We start from the raw sequence: 17,555 nt of genomic DNA, 5'->3' as shown, positions 1-17,555 counted from the left end.
CTGCGGCCGAAACAAGACGGCCGCGCAAAACGACGAAAAGGGTGCCCATCTCGTGGCAGGCACCCTTTTCTATGCGCCGAGCCGCGGGCAAGCGATCCCCTAACGCTCCGGCCGCTTCAAAGACAGAAGCGTCTGTTTCAGTTCCGCTTCCATGGCCGCCAGTTCGCGTTCGGCCTGCTGCCGTTTCAAACGGCCTTCCGCTTGAATTTTCAACGTCTCCTCAAGCGTGGCGATCAAGTTTTCTTGCGTCCGCTTCAGCGTTTCGATGTCGACCAAGCCGCGCTCATTTTCCTTGGCGATTGCGATGCTGTTCGTTTTTAACAGCTCGGAGTTGCGCAACAGCAGCTCATTCGTCGTTTCAGCAACTTGTTTTTGCGCCTCCGCCGCTTTTTGTTGTCGAAACAGCGTCAACGCGATGACGACTTGGTTTTTCCAAAGCGGAATCGCGTTTAAAATCGATGACTGGATGCGCTCGACGAGCGTCTCGTTCATATGCTGAATCATGCGGATTTGCGGCGCGGTCTGGATCGTCACTTGCCGGCTGAGCTTTAAGTCGTGCACCCGCTTTTCCAGCCGGTCGGCAAACTGGCGCAAATCTTGCACCTCTTGCCAAGCCATTTGGTCGCCGGAGCGCTCGGCGGCCGCTTGCTTTTCCGGGATCGTTTTCGTCCGCAGCTCCTCCAGCTTGTATTCCGCGGCCGCAATATAAATATTGAGCGCCTCAAAATACTCTTTATTTTTCTCGTAAAGCGTCTCGAGCATCATGATGTCGCGAAACAACAAATGCCGGTGTTTTTCCAGCTGGTCGGCGATTTTGTCGATTTCAACGCCGATTTTTTGATATTTCGCCACCATCCCTTGCAGCGGCTTGGCCACTGTGCCAAACAAGCGGGACAAAAACCCTTTTTTCGCCGGCATTAAATCATCGGGATTGACTTCCTTAATTTTCGCCATCAGCTCGCTGATCACTTCACCGACCGGACCGGTGTCTTTCGTCTGCACATGATGCAAAATCGTATGGGAAAACTTGGACAGCTCAGCTTGCGCCGCCACCCCGTATTGCAAAATGGCCTGGTGGTTGGCCGGATCGATTTGTCGGGCCAGCGCCAATGCTTTTTCCCGATGCTCCGGTTTGAGCGCATCGAGCGCGTTAGCCGTCGTTTCCCCTTCTTCAAGCTGGGGGGCGGCCAGCGGGGAAAACGGCTGGGCCAGCAGATCGTCAAGCATGCTTGTCCGTTTCCGTTCATGAAGCTGTTCGAGTGACTCCATCTCATGATTCCGTTCGTCCACCGTCATTCTCCTTTCTTTGACAACGGCAAATGAAGCCGGGCCGATGATTGATGCAACGACTGCTCAAGCATTTTTGCTCCGGTTTGCAGCGACCAAACGTCGTTTGATAACACTTCGAGCAGCTGCCGCTCCGCCGCTTCGGTCAGCTCGCCAAGCAACCGCTCCGTTTGTTGCAGCGCCGCGGCCATTTCCGCATTTTGCACCGGCTGCTGCGACAAGTATACGTATTTTTCCACCATTTCCACCGCCGTCGGCCACTCATTTAAGAAAAACGGCTGGGCGAGGCGAAGCTGGTGCGGCTGCTGCTCGACCGCGCGAATGATCCGATCGACGATGGCACTCAATCGGGAAACGGTTTGCCACATCGTCACCGAACGAAGCCGATAGCGGGCCCGGCGCAGCCGCTTCCATAACGCGCGCGCCTCGCCAAGCTGGCTGCGAACGTATGCCTGCTCCTCGGTCGGTACGTCAGCTGCCAAACGGCGATGCCGCCTTTTCATCACAGCGGACACCCCCCACATCGCTCCCATTCCTGATAAAAGCGAGGGCAAGACGTGAAAATCGGCGGCAATAAATACCGTAACTGCAACGATGATCCCAACGTTCCATGAAACGAACCAGCGCCATATCGTGCGAAGCAGTTGCTTCATTGTCCATCCCTTTCTTCATCTTTTCTTCCATTATAACATGTCCACGCCATGATACGTACAAGCGCCCAAAGAAGTTTCATCACCAACTGGACGGCGCGCATAGGACAATGGCTGCTTCGAATAAGCTATAGTGAAACCATCGAAAGGAGAAATGGGGATGAATTCGATCGACTGGCAATTTGCCTCCTTTGTCGTGATCTCGCTGTTGAAGGAATATTGGTGCTATGTCGGCCTGCCGCGCGTCTACTATTGGCAAGCGGCGGACGAGGATCAAAAAGCTGCCTAATGGTGGAAGGAGGGAATGAAATGCAGTCATGGCATCGTCCCGCTCCCCCTGCCGCTTCTCGCCCCACACTGACCATCACTGGCCAAGGAACCGTCATCGCCAAACCGGATACCGTCCTCATCGCAATCGGCGTTCATACAGAACATCACAACATCCAAGAAGCCCTGACTGACAATGCCAAACGCACCAATGCCGTCACCGAAGCATTAAAGGCGCTTGACATTCCAATAGAAGACATTGAAACGACATCGTTTTCCATCCGGCCAACATACGAACATCATAACGGAACAACCGCTTTATCTGGCTATGAAGTCGAACATTGGCTGGAAATCACCGTCCGCGATCCTAAAAAAGCCGGCGCCATTTACGAGGCGGCCGTTGCCCGTGGAGCAAACCTCGCCCGCGGCTTGGAATTCCGTCTAGCAAACGAACAAGCCTATTACCAGCAAGCGTTGGCATTGGCCGTGAAACACGCCAAAGAAAAAGCGCTGGCCATCGCCCGCGCTCTCAGCTTGCCTCTTTATGACACGCCGATTGAACTGAAAGAACAGTCATCGCCTCGGCCGGCGCCATACAATCCGGCTGTTCTCAGCATTTCCTCATCAGCGCCGCCTGTACAGACGCAAGATGTTGTCATTACCGCCGTCGTGGAAGCGGTATTTGCTTATTCGTTCATTTCGTGATATCGACCTCATGGACGCGGGCGCCGCCAAACAGCTCAACGCGGATGGTTTTCTTTTTCCCATTCGAATGGACAATGGTTACAGTGTACGCGCCCGGCAAATACGGGCCGATTTTTTTGACAAATGGGTCTTTCGTCGCCTCCTCTTCCGCTTTCACCCCATTGACGACAAGCGACGCCTCCGGATCATCGACGCGGACATGGAGAAAATAGAGGGCTGGCTCAAACACATACCGATCCTCAAACACATGAATCGTAAACACCGGCGGGCGGGACGTCAATCCTTTAATATACACGTGCCCCCCCTCACGCTGGCGGTCGAACTCCTGATCGAGCGCTTCGTACGCCTCAGGATGCCGTTCAAAATAGGCGAATAACGGCGCGAGCGTTTTCTCATTAATGGGCACCGTTTCATCGGTCGTTCTCAGCATCGTTTGCAAGGCAGCCGCATCGCGGTCTTCGATCGCTTCTTTCAACCGCGTGATGGCCAGCTCTCGGCTCGCTGCCGTCTTTAATGTTCCGTACCCGCTCCAAACGAGCGTGCCCGCCCCCCATGCGACAGCGACCGCCAAAAGAAGCCAGCCGATGAAACGGTATTGTTTTTTTCTCTTTTCCCAGGACAATAGGCGCTTTTGCTGCCGTTTCTCATAACGCGCCAACGCCGCCGCGCCGTCTTGTCCGCCGCGGTTGTCCGCTTCCCCCCCGTTTATGTTCGTTTCCCACCGTTGCAGTTTCATGATGGCTTCCCCTCTCCTTCTCTCTGTCTAGTTCCACTTTATGTCAGAGACAGGGAATATATGTTACACGAACAACGACACGCTTTTTATTATACTGGGGAACACAAAAAAACGGGTAGCCATTTGCATAGCCCCCCGTCATTGGGAAAGGGAAATGTCCGGCCGCTCTGTTTGCTGCCTGGCCTGGTGAAACATCCATGCATAGAGCGCCGCGCTGGCGAGCGCCAGCATTCCAAGGCCAACAAACGTCCATGTATAGCCGACCCACGTCGCGGCTGCAAGCGACATCGGCGCCACCATCCGCCCGATCGTAAAGCGGAGGCTAGCGGCGGCAAAATATTGGCCGCGCATGTCTTCAGGTGCCAGCCTGGATACAAATGACTGCTGCAGACCGGCCGTCATCAGCTCGGCCAAGGTGAACAGCACCATGACCGCCGCAAATCCGAAAAACGACGATGTTTGGCTAAACAGCCACATTGTGATGCCATATAAAACAGCCGAGCCGATAAACGCCCACCGCTCCGAAAAACGCGCCATCTGCCGCGTCACCATGACCGTGCACAGCGCCACAAGCAGCCCGTTTTCCGCAATGAGCAGGCCAAAAGCATTGGCGCCGTCCACCGTCCAGCCAGCCCATAACGTTTCTTTATGAAGCGTCTCTTTCATATAGACCGGAAGCAACAAATCAAGCTGCATAGACGTCTGTGCGACAAACACCCCGGCTATAATAAACAAGAAAAAGGTGCGGTCGCGGACAATGACGGCATACTGCCCTATTTGTTCCCGCCAAAACCGCAGCCACGGCACGGTTCGCCGTCCTCCCGCCGAATGCGGGGCTGTTTCGCGCAGCCGTCTGGCCAACACAGCCGCCATCGTTAAACAGGAGCACGCCGCCAAAAGCAGCAGCCAAAACAGGTGATCAGCATAAAACAGCCCGCCGACCGTCGGGCCAATCACGACCGAAATATTCACCGACGTATAAAACACCGAGAACACGTAGCTCCGGTCTTTTTCTGGCACGATGTCAGCAACCATCGCCTGGCTCGCCGGCCAATAAAAGGCGACGCAAATGCCGGCAAACGTAAAACAAAGAAAACCGACAAGTGGCGACGACCACCATGGGGAACTGGCCAAGGCAAAGACGAAAAACGCCGCCCCCTGCCCGTAAGCGGATAACACCATCATTCGCTTGCGCCCGAACACATCGGCGCAATAGCCACCCATCAAATTGGCGACCACGGAAAACAATTGCGACACAATCAATAACATACTGGCTGTTTCTTTGCCAAACGAGTCTGCAAAATAGATGGCCATAAACGGAAAAAACATCCAAAAAGTCGTATTCATCAGCGCCTCGCCATACAGGCGGGCTTTTAAGTTGTGATCCCAATCGCGTATTCGCATTGGTGTCTCCCCCGCGATCTTCTCATTTTTTACAGCCTGTTGACCATTATAGCATAGTTTCCCAAGTTGTTAGCGAAATATTTTTGTACAAAAAAACCCTGCCCATCTGCATGATGGTCAGGATCACCGTCAACCATCCGCCTTACTTGCGGATAAATTGTTGCGTCCAAATATAGCCGTTTTCTTCAAAACCAACGCCGATATGCGTAAAGTTTTTGTTCAAAATGTTCGCCCGGTGGCCTTCACTGTTCATCCACGCATTGACGACTTCTTGCGGGGTGCGTTGGCCTTTGGCGATGTTTTCCCCGGCGGCTGTGTACGAAATGCCGAATTTTTTCATCATCTCAAACGGGGAGCCGTACGTCGGGCTGTTGTGCGAGAAGTAGTTGTGGACCGCCATATCGCGCGATTTTTCGCGGGCGACTTTGCTGAGAGCTAAGTCGACTTGAAGCGGCGGCAAACCGTATTTTGCCCGTTCTTTGTTCGTCAGTTCTACGACTTGTTGCTCATAAGCGTTCAAGCCGGTTGTTTTTTGTGTCGTTGTTGTTGGCGCTGTTGCCGGTTTTTTCGCTGGCGCTTGCGTATTGGCTGCCGGTTTTGCAACCGCCGGCTGTTTGACCGCTGCCGGAGCTTGCGGTTTCGCTGCGGCCGGCTGTTTCACTGCCGGTTGCTGCACGGCCGGTTTCGCCGGTTGGAACGACACAAACGGGAAGTATTGTTTCAACCATTTCTCGAAATCTTGAATGTTAGTGCTTGTATATTTTACTTGATACACGTTCGCTGTCGGACACGTCACCCCTGCCGCTTCCGTTTTCGTCGTTGCCGCAAACGAAGCGCCGACAAGTGCGACCGAAGCGGCGATTGTGGCTAACATTTTTTTCTTCATCGGAATTCCTCCTTCTTAACGTTTCTATTTTCAAAGTTTCAAAGACTTTCTCTATTCATCGTCACGCCATCCACTTAAGTTCTGTTTAGGAACAGTTCCAGCTGTTCTCTTGCCTGCACCCCCATTATAACACGGGTTTTTTGTAATATTTTTGGTTTAAATTTGGGAAAAAGGACTGTTGGAAAAAATGGGCAAAAAACAGGCTTGTTTTCATTGCCAAATAAACGCCTAAGCCGCCGGTTGCAACGGCTGGCGATGTCATCCTTTCACACACTTCCATTCCTTTTTTTCTTCTATCAGCCGATCATTCTATATTTTTCTTGCAAAAAGGGAGTTGACAACCCCTCGAACACGCTGTTTCATTTAACAATTGTTACAGTATTGTTACAAAACAGACGGACAGCTTGTCCTATTGTTACAAACAGAAAAGCCGGGGCGGCAAGCCCCAGCTTTGATGACCATCTTATTGTTTATCAACGACAAGCACGGTTTGCACTTCGTTCGGCTTCACCTCGACCGCAAACGTTCCGCATTCGTCCGCCACGAGCGAGTCAAGCAGCTCCTCATTGAGATTCGTGCGAAAGACGCCCAAGAGCGGCTTGTTCCATTGAAATACCGCCGTCGTCGCCTTTGGCGCCGGGTTTTGACACTCCACACGGCTAAAGCCATGGGATTCTTGGGTCGTTGGCGTCCTCATCCATTTCTGGTTCGGACAACGCCCAAGTTCGGGGCTGTGTCATCAGCCCATCCCATCAGGTTAGCGTGTACCCCAATGGGCGGCGCACCTGTGACCAGTGCGCTAGGTGCTCAAACCCGAAATCGCTTTGGCGATGTTGATGGCACCATTCAAGTCAGCGTGGAGGGTGTATCCGCATTTTTGGCATCGGAAGCGGATGCCGTTTCGGTTCGCTTTCTCTCGATGACCACACTTGCACGTTTGGCTTGTATAGGTCGGATTCACCCACTCGACCCGAATGCCTGCCTTTTCGGCTTTATAGGCAATCATCGTTTGCAGTTGATGGAACGCCCACGATAGGAACGCACGACGACCGGCACGCCAATTCGTTTCTCCAGTGTGGGGAATGAAACCGTGTAGAACTCTCCTTTCTTTTCCACCTTTACGTTTTGGTTGTTAAAGCAACACCATAATGTTCGGAACTTCTTTGTTTTCTGGTTTTTCTTTTGAGACTTCACTTCCCGAATCGTCTGATTGACGACGGCGGAAGGAAACCGCTTCGACGAAAAGTCTTTAAAAATTTTGCTCGTCGCTTGATTCAGCTCGGGATGATTCAACAGCCAATTGGCAAACGCGGTATTCACTTCTGTCATCCGTTCATACATGTCTTGTTTGACTTTCGTTGGGTTGTGCAGCTCCAGCCTGAGTGTGATCGTGGGCATGGCTTCACCCCCTTTTCTTTTGAGATTCCACACCTAAAGAGAAACATGGTGGCTCGAAGCCATCCTCTTAAGGGATTGCCGAGCAACGTCGCCTTTCATCCTACAATTAAAACCGTGGGCCTTCAGACGGCTTTTTCTGTAATTACGCACTTATTCTATTTTTGCTCCCCTGTATATCCACCTAAAGGAATATGATCCTTCCGCGCCACCCCAGTGCGGTAAGCCGCTTCGACGACCGCTTGTCTGACGCGTTCGACGACTTTGCTGTTGAAGACGCTCGGGATGATGTATGTTTCGTTCAATTCATCCTCCGTCACGACAGAGGCAATCGCCTTCGCGGCAGCGAGCTTCATTTCCTCGTTAATTTCTCTCGCCCGGCAGTCGAGCGCCCCGCGGAAAATGCCCGGGAAGCAAAGGACGTTGTTGATTTGGTTCGGATAGTCGGAACGCCCGGTCGCCATGACGCGCACGTACGGTTCGGCCAGCTCCGGATCAATTTCCGGAATCGGGTTGGCCATCGCAAACACGATCGGATCGCGCGCCATTTTTTTCACATCTTCCACTTTTAAAATGCCGGGAGCTGAGACGCCAATAAACACATCTGCGCCGGCGATGACATCGGACAAGCTTCCTTTCAGATTATCCGGGTTCGTGAGTTGCGCATATTCTTGCCAATACGGATTTTCATACGTTTCATCGCGATGGATGGCGCCATAGCGGTCGACCCCGATAATGTTGCGCACGCCGGCCGCAAGCAAAATTTTCGTGCAGGCGATGCCAGCGGCGCCAATGCCGGTGAGAACCACTTTAATGTCCTCGAGCTTTTTGTCGACGATTTTCAGCGCGTTGAGCAGCCCGGCCAAGAGCACGACCGCCGTGCCGTGTTGGTCGTCATGGAACACCGGGATGTCAAGCTCTTCCTTCAACCGCTTTTCAATCTCAAAGCAGCGCGGAGCGGAAATGTCTTCGAGATTAATGCCGCCAAACGCCGGGGCAATCGCTTTCACAATTTGAATGATTTCTTCCGTGTCTTTCGTATCCAAACAAATCGGGAACGCGTCTACTCCGGCAAATTCCTTAAACAGCATCGCTTTCCCTTCCATGACCGGCATCGCCGCATACGGGCCGATGTCGCCAAGCCCGAGCACCGCCGTGCCGTCCGAGACAACGGCGACCGTATTCCGTTTAATCGTCAGCGAATACGCCTTGCGCGGATCCTCAGCGATGGCCGTGCAGACGCGCGCCACGCCCGGCGTGTACACCCGCGACAAGTCGTCGCGCGTTTTCACTGGGATTTTTGAATTTGTTTCAATTTTCCCCCCGATGTGCATTAAAAACGTACGGTCAGAAACGTTGATGATTTTGACGCCGCGAATTTTTTTCAGCGCCTCAATGATCAAATCGCACTGCTTCGTGTCGAGGGCGCTGACGGTGATGTCGCGCACCGTGTGAACTTTGCTTGATGAAATGACGTCAATCCCGACAATGTCCCCGCCCGTTTTGCCGATTGCGGCGGCGATATCGCTGAACGAGACGATATCTTTTTCGAACTGGAGACGAATCGTAATGTTCATCGCTGCCCCGCCTGGTAATGCCATAACAATCGTCCTTCCTTTTCTCCATTTTTGTTTAAATCAGTAAATCATTTTACGGTACAAATGTTATCCTATGAACCGGAAAAAGACAACCCTTATTGTACACCCCCTTTCGGCAAACGCATGCATCTTTCCGCCGAACGTGAAACAGCATGCGTCCTAAGCCAGCGCAGCCTTCTTCCCACCGTTCATGTTCCGCTGTTGGCAAAACAGCAACAGGGGTGGCTGACGGCAGAAAAACAACATGCAAGAAGGAAATCAGAGCAGCAATGAAGTAAACGTAAAAGAAAGGAAAAACTAGACAGGAGCGAAAAAGAATGAGAGAAAAGCTGTTACCGCGGTGATTTGATGATGCTCGCCGCCGGTGTCGTCTGGGCGCTTTATTCGATCATCGGCAAAAAACTACCCGTCCCACCGATTACAGCGACAACGTGCTCCGTTTTTTTTAGCTTGCTGCTGCTGTGGCCGTTCGCATTCTTTTATCCGTTTCCAGCTGATCACATAAGTGCAGCTGGGCTCGCCGGATTGATCTATATTTGCTTGTTTCCGTCCATTCTTTCCTTCTTATTTTGGAACATCTCAGTGCAAAAAGTCGGTCCGAGCCATGCCGGTGTATATTTAAACTTAATTGCCGTATTTACCGCTGTGATCACGTTTTTGCTTGGCGGTGCTCTATCCGTCCTGCAGCTGGCCGGCGGCGCAATCGTCTTGTTCGGCGTCTATTTGGCGACAAAAGCGCCGAAAGTGAAGACAGAACAAGTGGATATCGCAGGATGACGGCCGGGCCGTTTGGCGGACAGCATCATCAAAAATAAAACCCGCCATCACAAGCGGGAACCTTTAGCCATGAAAAACAGCGCCGCCCGCCGCACCCAAAACCCTGTTGCATGCACAAGCAGTCTCCCCTCACCCAAAGGGAGACCCCTTTTTGGCTATTGGAGCAATCGAAGGAACTCACGCATAAACGCCGGCAAATCCGGCCACGCATGGGCGGAGACGAGGTTGCCGTCAACGTGGACTGTATGGTCAGACACATACGTCGCTCCTAGCGCCTCAACCCCCGGCTTGCAGGCAATATACGCTGTCAAACTCCGTCCTTTCAGCAAATCCGGCATTGTTTCAAAAATGAGCGAGGCGTGGCAAATGGCGGCAATCGGCTTATTCGCCTCAAAGAAATGGCGAACGATGCGCTGCACGTTCTCATCAAGGCGAATGTACTCCGGAGCGCGCCCGCCCGGAATGACCAATCCGTCGTATTGCGCCGGATCGACTTCGGCGAACGACGCATGGGCGTCGATCAAATAGCCTTGCTTTTCCACGTACGTATCCCAGTCGGCAAAATCGTGAACGACCGTATGCAGTTTCTTTTTCTTCGGCGCGGCAATCGTCGCTTCATAACCTTCTTCAAGCAAGCGGTAATACGGATAGTATACTTCAAGCGCCTCAACAGCATCACCCGTGATGATCAGCACTTTTTTGCTCATGGATTTCCGCCTCCTTGTCCATTTTTTTCTTTCATTTCTATCATACTGGAAACGAGTGAAAAGGAAAAGTAAAATGATTGGTGGAAAGAGATGAAGCATCAGAAATGAGAGTCGCTATGGTTGCGACAGTAAGGAGGGAAACGGAATGACCATCACCTCATGGCTGGCCGCCTCGCGCCGAACCGTCGTACTGACCGGCGCCGGCATGTCAACGGAAAGCGGGCTGCCCGATTTCCGTTCGCCGCGCACCGGGCTGTGGGCGCGTTTCAATCCGAGCGAACTCGCGACCATCGATGCATTGCATCATCGCCGTGAATCGTTCGTCGAGTTTTACCAATATCGCATTCGCACATTGCAACAGTGCCAACCGCATGACGGACACCGCTTGTTGGCCGATTGGGAGCGGCGCGGGATCGTGCAGACGATTGTGACGCAAAATGTCGATGGCTTTCACCAAGAAGCGGGAAGCCGACGCGTCATCGAACTTCACGGCTCGCTCCGCACCGTCCATTGTCAGCGGTGCGGGCAAACAAAGCCAAGCTTTGTCTATTTGCACGGTGTGTTGACGTGTGAATGCGGCGGAGTTTTGCGCCCGTCGGTCGTGCTGTTTGGCGAGCCGCTGCCGGAGAAAGCCATCGATCAAGCGTGGGAAGCGGCCCGCCAAGCGGACTTGTTCGTTGTGCTCGGCTCCTCTCTGCAGGTATCCCCAGCCAACCAGCTGCCGCTTGTTGCCAAGCGGAGTGGGGCTAAACTCGTGATCATCAATTGGGAGCCGACTGACTTGGACGATCTCGCCGACGCTGTCATTCACGGCCGGAAAATCGGCGAGGTGCTGAACGAGCTGGAGCGGCAGTTGACGGAGGCGGCGGAATGAACAAAGAAACGATGTTGCAAATGGCGCTCGAATCGATCGGCGACCACTCCCGCATCCGCCATTGGCGCCGCGTCTCAGGCGGGGACATCAATGACGCCTATCGCGTCCAAAGCGGCAAGCAAACGTACTTTATCAAAATGCAACGTTTCCCGCCGAGTGGATTTTTCGCTGCCGAACAGATGGGCCTCGAGCTGATCAGGCAAGCACGCGCCATCAACGTTCCGCATACCTTCGGCTTCGGGGAAGCGAACGGCTGGGGCTGGCTCGTCTTGGAATGGGTCGAAGGAACGGAAACGGCGCAGACGGCCGAACAGCTCGGCCGCGGCCTTGCCCGCCTCCATCAATGCCGCGGCCCGGCGTTTGGCCTTGACCGCGATACGTACATCGGGACGCTGCCGCAGCGCAACGGCTGGTACGGCCGCTGGCCCGACTATTACCGCGCCGCCCGCCTTAGACCACAAATGACGCGGGCGGCGGAGAGAGGCCTCCTGCCCGCCAAGCGGCACAAACGTCTCGAATGGCTGCTCGAGCGGCTTGACCAATGGCTTCCGGATGACTGTTTCCCGTCGCTGTTGCACGGCGATTTATGGAGCGGCAACTGGATTCCGGGGCCAGACGGAGTGCCGTATTTGATCGATCCGTCTGTTTTATATGGCCATCATGAGTTTGAGATCGCGTTTACCGAGCTGTTTGGCGGCTTTCCATCCCGATTTTACGACAGCTATCGCGAGCTTATGCCGCTCTCGGCTGATTATCATGACCGAAAACCACTCTACCAGCTGTTTTACTTGCTCGTTCATCTCAATTTATTCGGCGAAACATACGGCAACGCGGTCGACCGCGTGTTAGAACGGTATGCGGGGGAGTAGTTTCTCCTGCTTTCCCCGCGCCATCTTTATTCAGCACGGATCGCTTCGAGCAGCGCATCCCCGCTTTCGCTCACGCGCACATAGGCAAACCGAACATTCTCTTGCTGTGTCATCCCCGTTTTTTCCGGAATGAAATACGATTCAATGCCATACACGACTTGCGGGCCGTGGAACGTGCCGGTGATGATCACATCCCCAGGCTGCGGCGTGTATCCCGGCCTTTTGTTTCCATTCACCATATATACGCCAGCCAAACGATGCACCCCATCCGCTCCTTTTCGCAGCCCAACTTGCACCCGTCCGCTTCCATCAAGCGACGGAATGGTGGAAATATCGTACCGAAGCTGAATATAATCCCCTTGCAGCATGGAACGCGGATCCACCGGCTCAAGCTCCAGCTTTACGACATCACCATATCGCAGCAATCGCTCTTTTTGCCACACGGTATAACCTAAAAATGAAAATTGAGCGATCACGACTATGAGCGTCCACAATGAAACGCGCCGCCCCCAGCGCACTCCCTTGGCCCATGTGAAGCCATTCCGTTTCTCGAGCCACAATGTCCATGCAAGCAACGCCACGCCTGCCGCCAGCAAGCTGATCGATTTATGAAGCAAATTCCAGGCGAACTCGTAATATTTCAGCACGAGATAAAGCGCCGTGTACACCCAAGCGGTCTTCCGCTCCAGTTGCCGACCGCGGAAAAGAAAGAAGGCAAGCGCCAAGACCATGACGATATTCAACGCCACGTACAGTCCATCAGCCGCAAATACATCGGCGCTCGTCGCGATCCCAAGCGCTCCGAACGCCAAGACAAGCGGAGTGAGAAACGGCGTTCCGCGAAAGCGGCCATACGCATACAACCCGCCGTTGACCAAAGCCAAGGTGAGCAACACCGTCCGGCCGTCATCCATCGCCGAACTTAAGGCGATCCCGAAATAGACCGTCAGCGCCGCCGTCGTCAACCGGCGCACTCCGCTGTCTGATGACCGGATGATGCCAATCGCAAGCCCAATGGCATAGAGGAACAGAGCCAGCCGCGAGACCTCCCCCGCCATCGCCACCCCGAGCCCATAACCAACAGCCAGCAGAGTATAACGAACGACCGCATTCCAATGCCGGCCCAATGAGGCGGGAACGACAAATCCAAAGATGGAAATGAAAAAGAGCACATAAGGCGACCATGACTCTGTCCAAAGAAAATACAAGCCAAGCAGGCTTTGGATGGCCAACGCGGAAGCCGCAAGTGTGACAATCGCCTGAAACGCCGCCAAAAACCATTTCCCGGCTTTCGTCTTTGCTGAAAACAGCCCCGTGCGCCGCAATAGCACAACGCCCCCGTACAACACGGCAGCAGCCGCCACGAGCCCAATGAGAAGCAACCATGTTCCATAATGATCAGCGAGCAAGCGAATGTATTGAATGAACAAAAACAGTCCAGCAAACAAACTCGTCAACAACACATACAACCGCTGCTTGGCGATGACAAGAAAATAATAAAGCAACACGGCGAGCAACACGGCATACACGTACGGCCACCATGCGTCGCGTCCATAGGAAAACCCAGTTATGTCCATCACAAGCAGCCAACCTTGCATGGCTAGGTAAGCGAAACAACGGATGAGCGGTGTCCGAGCAAACACAACGAGCGCACCGTTTACGATCACAAATAACGACAGCACGCCAAACGAAGACCATTCCGTCCACTCAATCCGATAAGCGGACGGAAAATAATAAAACCAGCACGCAAGCTGCAACAACACAAGCGCGATCACCGACAGAGCCCGTTCTTTTGTCAGCAGCGCCAACAAAGCGGTTGGCGCAAGCCAGACAAGAAACAGCCAATAACTGTCCGCATGCGAGTTGTACATTTGACCGACCAACGCCAACGCAATGCCAAATGACAACACTCCGCTGATCAACATCCAACGCCCTAAGAAACGACGGCGGCCCCAAAGCGCCGCGCTTGCGATGTAAAACACCGCCATCATGCCGATGCTGATCCCGACTTTCACCTCTCGCTCCATCTCCGGCCAATTGGCGGCAAAAAAATACACCATCCCGGCAATCATGCACAAAAACGCCAACGCATACCCCGTTTTCACGACGCGGGCCGCCATATCGCTTCCTCCCCTTGTGGCTCGAATCTTTCTCTCTATAAAATATGCTGAAAAAGCTGTCTAGAAGACCAGTGAAAACACGCCTCATTCCATCGTATTTTCCTAGTTGCCGCTCACCCTTTAGACTGTTTTCTTTATTGCAGTACAGGACACTATGGTTGGAGATCATTTTTTAAGTGGAAAATGTCCATATCATGCTCTGCCACTTTTTTGATCAAATAGTTGATCGATGACTGTTGCGAAGAGAACTGCCGCGAAGCCATGTCAAGAGCGGCCTGATGCTTATGGAGCATGTTCTCGATATAGCGAAAGTGGCTCCGCATTTCTAGTGTGAGGTTGTCAACTTTTTCTTCGACCCGTTCAACTTTCCCTTCAAGCCGTTGCTGTCCTTCTTTCAATGTTTGCACATCGCCTTTGACCGCGTTCATATCCACCTTTAATGTGCGCACATCCTCCTCAACCCGGTGAAGCCGTTGGTCCAAGCGGGCTTGTCCCTCCTGTAACAACTGCACTTCATCTACCAAACGCGCCTGGCCTTCCTTGAGCACTTGCACCTCGCCTTCGAGGCGCGCTTGCCCTTCCTTGAGTGCTTGCACTTCGCCTTCGAGGCGCGCTTGCCCTTCCTTGAGTGCTTGCACCTCACCTTCGAGGCGCGCTTGCCCTTCCTTGAGCACTTGCACCTCGCCTTCCAAGCGCGCCTGCCCTTCTTGAAGCGCTCGGACATTTCCTTCGATCCGATCAAGCCGCACGTGGATGGGATTGAGCTTTTGGTCAAGCAGTTCGGCCATCATTTGCACGAGTTCGGCTTGCCCCATCGTTTCACCTCCTTTTCCCCATTGTATCATTGTCTCGGTCAACGCGATAGTATAGAAAAAGAGATTTTCTCCCTAATTTCGACAACGGCAAAGCTCAACACAAAGCCGCAAAATTTGCTTTTCACCGCGCGAAATCAAAACAAAAATCGTTTTTTGTCCATGTTCTAAAATCCGCTTCAGCGAGTGAACCTACGGTAAAGAGCCAGGCAGGCTGATACATAGGCAACCCCGAGCAAAAACCCACCAAGCACATCAGATGGATAATGCACTTGCAGACTTAACCTGCTTAAGCCAGTCAACAGGGCAAGCGCTCCAAAAACGCCGTAAATCGCGGCCCGCTCGCCTCGCTTCGTGCGCGTTTGCGCCAAAAAGTACGCCAAAATCAACAAGTAAATCGTCCCGATCATCGCGTGGCCGCTTGGAAAACTAAATCCACCGATTTCAGCATGAGGAGGTCGAGGCCGTCCAATGATATGTTTTAGCCACTCATTGATGCCATATCCCCCGCCAACAGCGGCCACAACCAACACCATTCCGTAGACGTCGCGGCGAAAAAACCATAAACCAATGACAAGCATAATGCTGATGGTGCCAATCGTCTTTCCATTGCCAAGAAACGTAAACGGATCAAGCCAATTCCAATAATCAAACAGACGCAGCCCCTCTTCATCCATTCTCTCTGTCCATCCAGCGGCCACGCCTGTCCAAACAAGCAAAAAAAGGCCAAGACTCATAGCCGCGGTGATCCATAATCGTCGATTCATGTTGAGCATCACTCTCCTTCCATCTCTTTCTTTTCCCTCCAAACGAAAAAAATCCTCCTTAAAAAGCGATGCTTTTTAAGGAGGAGGGGATCACCACGGCAACTTCGTCTCTCCCATCAGGAACCGATCGACTTCACGAGCCGCCCCTCGGCCTTCATGGATGGCCCAGACAATTAAGCTTTGGCCGCGGCGGGCGTCGCCGGCGGCAAACACGCCCTCGATGTTTGTTGTATATTTGCCGTATGGGGCTTTCACTTTGTTGTTGATCGTTTCAACGCCAAACTGCTTCAACAACGGCTGCTCTGGCCCTTCAAACCCGATGGCGATAAACACCAAATCACACGGCCATACTTGTTCCGTCCCCGGAATTTCTTTAAAGATCGCTTTGCCGTTTTCATCAATGATTTTTTCCATTTGAATCGTATGCAGCTCTTTCACGCGGCCGTGCTCGTCGCCTACGATTTTTTTCGTTTGAATGCAATATTGACGCGGGTCTGCCCCAAATTTCGCCTTCGCTTCCTCATACGCATAATCAAGCGTGAAAACGAGCGGATATTGCGGCCAAGGGTTATTGTCTGGGCGCTTGTCCGGCAAAGCCGGGTGTTTGCCGAACTGGACGACGCTTTTGCAGCCTTGGCGCAGCGCGGTCGCCACGCAGTCGGCGCCCGTATCGCCGCCGCCGATCACAATGACATGTTTGTCTTTGGCATCAATAAACTGGCCATCGGCAAAGTTGGAATCCAATAAACTTTTCGTCACGCCCGTCAAATAATCCATCGCAAAATGGACGCCCTCCAGCTCACGGCCTTCAATGGCCAAATCGCGCTGCTTTTGCGCCCCGATGCACAAGACGACGGCGTCGTACTGAGCACGCAGTTCGTCAGCCGTAATATCTTTGCCGACTTCGGTGTTCGTAATAAACGTGATGCCTTCCTCTTCGAGCAGACGCACCCGCCGCTCGACCACTTCTTTTTCCAACTTCATATTCGGAATGCCGTACATCAATAAGCCGCCGATGCGGTCAGCCCGCTCATACACCGTCACCGAATGGCCAGCTTGGTTAAGTTGGTCGGCACAGGCGAGCCCAGCCGGGCCAGAGCCGACGATGGCCACTTTTTTCCCTGTTCTTGTTTTCGGAATGCGCGGTTTCACCCATCCCTCGGCAAACCCTTTATCAATAATAGCCCGTTCAATCCCTTTAATGGCAACCGCCGGGTCGGAAATCGCCACCGTGCATGACCCCTCGCACGGCGCCGGGCAGACGCGGCCGGTGAATTCTGGGAAGTTGTTGGTCTTTAAAAGTCGGTCAAGCGCTTCTTTCCAGCGGCCTCGGTACACCAAATCGTTCCATTCCGGGATCAAGTTGTGCACCGGACACCCCGAAGTCAGGCCGTTTAGCTCCAATCCCATATGACAAAACGGCGTGCCACAGTCCATACAGCGGGCGCCTTGGCGGGCCAGCACGTCTTCGGAAAACGGCTGCGTGTATTCTTTCCAATCATCAAGACGGGAAAGCGGATCGCGCTTTTTCTCTTCCTCGCGTGCATATTCCATAAATCCTGTTGCTTTTCCCACGATGGTTCCCCTCCTTCTTTCCGTACGTATCCTCTCTTCTCTCATGCGGCCTTCCCGCCTGTTGGCCGATCAAAAAGCGGGCCCCGCGAAGCCGCGGAGCCGAAGCGGCGTCGTCACTTCGCGGCC

At 53.3% G+C, this 17,555-nt stretch carries 17 protein-coding genes and 1 pseudogene; 5 read left to right on the top strand and 13 right to left on the bottom strand.

The window, feature by feature from the left end:
• Window positions 1-99 precede the first annotated feature (99 nt).
• Together ACR1UW_RS08815 and ACR1UW_RS08810 are read right to left on the bottom strand one after the other, a co-directional pair.
• A complete protein-coding gene (locus tag ACR1UW_RS08815) occupies window positions 100-1,296 on the bottom strand; it encodes a toxic anion resistance protein (protein WP_498932965.1) in 1,197 nt (398 codons plus the stop codon).
• Window positions 1,293-1,940, bottom strand: coding sequence for a 5-bromo-4-chloroindolyl phosphate hydrolysis family protein (locus ACR1UW_RS08810; RefSeq protein WP_498932964.1), 648 nt, complete (start codon window positions 1,938-1,940; stop codon window positions 1,293-1,295). Before ACR1UW_RS08810 ends, ACR1UW_RS08815 begins: the two co-directional genes overlap by 4 nt.
• Window positions 1,941-2,097: 157 nt before the next feature.
• On the opposite strand from ACR1UW_RS08810, the gene ACR1UW_RS08805 reads away from it, so the two are divergent.
• Entirely contained in the window at window positions 2,098-2,226 is a 129-nt protein-coding gene (locus ACR1UW_RS08805) for a hypothetical protein (RefSeq protein ID WP_255350121.1), read from the top strand.
• A gap of 20 nt (window positions 2,227-2,246) precedes the next feature.
• Window positions 2,247-2,909 (top strand): SIMPL domain-containing protein, encoded by a 663-nt coding sequence (locus ACR1UW_RS08800; protein ID WP_053532519.1) that lies wholly within the window; start codon window positions 2,247-2,249, stop codon window positions 2,907-2,909.
• On the opposite strand, the gene ACR1UW_RS08795 is transcribed toward ACR1UW_RS08800, so the two are convergent.
• The 6 genes and pseudogenes from ACR1UW_RS08795 to ACR1UW_RS08770 form a co-directional block, all read right to left on the bottom strand.
• Window positions 2,899-3,645: a TcaA second domain-containing protein gene (locus tag ACR1UW_RS08795; RefSeq protein ID WP_100659498.1), complete on the bottom strand. Its 747-nt coding sequence runs from the start codon at window positions 3,643-3,645 to the stop codon at window positions 2,899-2,901. The two genes, ACR1UW_RS08800 and ACR1UW_RS08795, sit on opposite strands and share 11 nt — an antisense overlap.
• A 138-nt stretch (window positions 3,646-3,783) precedes the next feature.
• On the bottom strand, window positions 3,784-5,049 hold the full coding sequence (locus ACR1UW_RS08790; protein WP_498932961.1) for an MDR family MFS transporter: 1,266 nt from the start codon (window positions 5,047-5,049) through the stop codon (window positions 3,784-3,786).
• Between the two features lie 142 nt (window positions 5,050-5,191).
• Entirely contained in the window at window positions 5,192-5,935 is a 744-nt protein-coding gene (locus ACR1UW_RS08785; protein ID WP_498932959.1) for a CAP domain-containing protein, read from the bottom strand.
• 463 nt (window positions 5,936-6,398) lie between these two features.
• On the bottom strand, window positions 6,399-6,590 hold the full coding sequence (locus tag ACR1UW_RS08780) for a hypothetical protein (protein ID WP_049625267.1): 192 nt from the start codon (window positions 6,588-6,590) through the stop codon (window positions 6,399-6,401).
• A 144-nt stretch (window positions 6,591-6,734) separates the two neighbouring features.
• A pseudogene (locus ACR1UW_RS08775) lies at window positions 6,735-7,333 on the bottom strand (zinc ribbon domain-containing protein).
• 155 nt (window positions 7,334-7,488) lie between these two features.
• A complete protein-coding gene (locus ACR1UW_RS08770) occupies window positions 7,489-8,931 on the bottom strand; it encodes an NAD-dependent malic enzyme (protein ID WP_498932956.1) in 1,443 nt (480 codons plus the stop codon).
• Between the two features lie 345 nt (window positions 8,932-9,276).
• On the opposite strand from ACR1UW_RS08770, the gene ACR1UW_RS08765 reads away from it, so the two are divergent.
• Window positions 9,277-9,705 carry a DMT family transporter gene (locus ACR1UW_RS08765; RefSeq protein ID WP_498932954.1) on the top strand — a complete coding sequence of 143 codons (429 nt, stop codon included), beginning with the start codon at window positions 9,277-9,279 and terminating at the stop codon, window positions 9,703-9,705.
• A 155-nt stretch (window positions 9,706-9,860) separates the two neighbouring features.
• Here ACR1UW_RS08765 and ACR1UW_RS08760 read toward each other — a convergent pair whose 3' ends face one another.
• Window positions 9,861-10,412, bottom strand: a complete 552-nt coding sequence (locus tag ACR1UW_RS08760) for a DJ-1/PfpI family protein (RefSeq protein WP_023634140.1) — start codon at window positions 10,410-10,412, stop codon at window positions 9,861-9,863.
• Window positions 10,413-10,557: 145 nt separating this feature from the next.
• On the opposite strand from ACR1UW_RS08760, the gene ACR1UW_RS08755 reads away from it, so the two are divergent.
• Together ACR1UW_RS08755 and ACR1UW_RS08750 are read left to right on the top strand one after the other, a co-directional pair.
• Complete coding sequence (locus tag ACR1UW_RS08755; protein ID WP_049625599.1) at window positions 10,558-11,286, top strand: NAD-dependent deacylase; 729 nt, start codon at window positions 10,558-10,560, stop codon at window positions 11,284-11,286.
• Window positions 11,283-12,155 carry a fructosamine kinase family protein gene (locus ACR1UW_RS08750; protein ID WP_160269297.1) on the top strand — a complete coding sequence of 291 codons (873 nt, stop codon included), beginning with the start codon at window positions 11,283-11,285 and terminating at the stop codon, window positions 12,153-12,155. The genes ACR1UW_RS08755 and ACR1UW_RS08750 overlap by 4 nt, the downstream gene beginning before the upstream one ends.
• Before the next feature lie 26 nt (window positions 12,156-12,181).
• On the opposite strand, the gene ACR1UW_RS08745 is transcribed toward ACR1UW_RS08750, so the two are convergent.
• The 4 genes from ACR1UW_RS08745 to ACR1UW_RS08730 form a co-directional block, all read right to left on the bottom strand.
• Complete coding sequence (locus ACR1UW_RS08745; protein ID WP_498932951.1) at window positions 12,182-14,275, bottom strand: GDYXXLXY domain-containing protein; 2,094 nt, start codon at window positions 14,273-14,275, stop codon at window positions 12,182-12,184.
• 152 nt (window positions 14,276-14,427) lie between these two features.
• A complete protein-coding gene (locus ACR1UW_RS08740) occupies window positions 14,428-15,090 on the bottom strand; it encodes a hypothetical protein (protein ID WP_498932949.1) in 663 nt (220 codons plus the stop codon).
• Between the two features lie 176 nt (window positions 15,091-15,266).
• Window positions 15,267-15,863: a phosphatase PAP2 family protein gene (locus ACR1UW_RS08735; RefSeq protein WP_498932947.1), complete on the bottom strand. Its 597-nt coding sequence runs from the start codon at window positions 15,861-15,863 to the stop codon at window positions 15,267-15,269.
• An 81-nt stretch (window positions 15,864-15,944) separates the two neighbouring features.
• Window positions 15,945-17,429: a glutamate synthase subunit beta gene (locus ACR1UW_RS08730; protein WP_237420205.1), complete on the bottom strand. Its 1,485-nt coding sequence runs from the start codon at window positions 17,427-17,429 to the stop codon at window positions 15,945-15,947.
• Between the last annotated feature and the right edge of the window lie 126 nt (window positions 17,430-17,555).

The sequence above is a fragment of the Geobacillus lituanicus genome, assembly GCF_050994965.1.
GTDB lineage: Bacteria > Bacillota > Bacilli > Bacillales > Anoxybacillaceae > Geobacillus > Geobacillus stearothermophilus.
Note: the sequence above shows the minus strand (reverse complement) of the source record. Positions and strands in the feature narration are given on the sequence as shown.

Bases quoted from the DNA above. Each gene is read 5' to 3' on its own strand.
- ACR1UW_RS08765 (WP_498932954.1), top strand. From the start codon at position 9,277: ATGATGCTCGCCGCCGGTGTCGTCTGGGCGCTTTATTCGATCATCGGC.
- ACR1UW_RS08750 (WP_160269297.1), top strand. From the start codon at position 11,283: ATGAACAAAGAAACGATGTTGCAAATGGCGCTCGAATCGATCGGCGAC.
- ACR1UW_RS08815 (WP_498932965.1), bottom strand. From the start codon at position 1,296: ATGACGGTGGACGAACGGAATCATGAGATGGAGTCACTCGAACAGCTT.
- ACR1UW_RS08810 (WP_498932964.1), bottom strand. From the start codon at position 1,940: ATGAAGCAACTGCTTCGCACGATATGGCGCTGGTTCGTTTCATGGAAC.
- ACR1UW_RS08795 (WP_100659498.1), bottom strand. From the start codon at position 3,645: ATGAAACTGCAACGGTGGGAAACGAACATAAACGGGGGGGAAGCGGAC.
- ACR1UW_RS08760 (WP_023634140.1), bottom strand. From the start codon at position 10,412: ATGAGCAAAAAAGTGCTGATCATCACGGGTGATGCTGTTGAGGCGCTT.
- ACR1UW_RS08735 (WP_498932947.1), bottom strand. From the start codon at position 15,863: ATGCTCAACATGAATCGACGATTATGGATCACCGCGGCTATGAGTCTT.
- ACR1UW_RS08755 (WP_049625599.1), top strand. From the start codon at position 10,558: ATGACCATCACCTCATGGCTGGCCGCCTCGCGCCGAACCGTCGTACTG.
- ACR1UW_RS08785 (WP_498932959.1), bottom strand. From the start codon at position 5,935: ATGAAGAAAAAAATGTTAGCCACAATCGCCGCTTCGGTCGCACTTGTC.
- ACR1UW_RS08800 (WP_053532519.1), top strand. From the start codon at position 2,247: ATGCAGTCATGGCATCGTCCCGCTCCCCCTGCCGCTTCTCGCCCCACA.
- ACR1UW_RS08790 (WP_498932961.1), bottom strand. From the start codon at position 5,049: ATGCGAATACGCGATTGGGATCACAACTTAAAAGCCCGCCTGTATGGC.
- ACR1UW_RS08805 (WP_255350121.1), top strand. From the start codon at position 2,098: ATGAATTCGATCGACTGGCAATTTGCCTCCTTTGTCGTGATCTCGCTG.
- ACR1UW_RS08770 (WP_498932956.1), bottom strand. From the start codon at position 8,931: ATGGCATTACCAGGCGGGGCAGCGATGAACATTACGATTCGTCTCCAG.
- ACR1UW_RS08745 (WP_498932951.1), bottom strand. From the start codon at position 14,275: ATGGCGGCCCGCGTCGTGAAAACGGGGTATGCGTTGGCGTTTTTGTGC.
- ACR1UW_RS08740 (WP_498932949.1), bottom strand. From the start codon at position 15,090: ATGGGGCAAGCCGAACTCGTGCAAATGATGGCCGAACTGCTTGACCAA.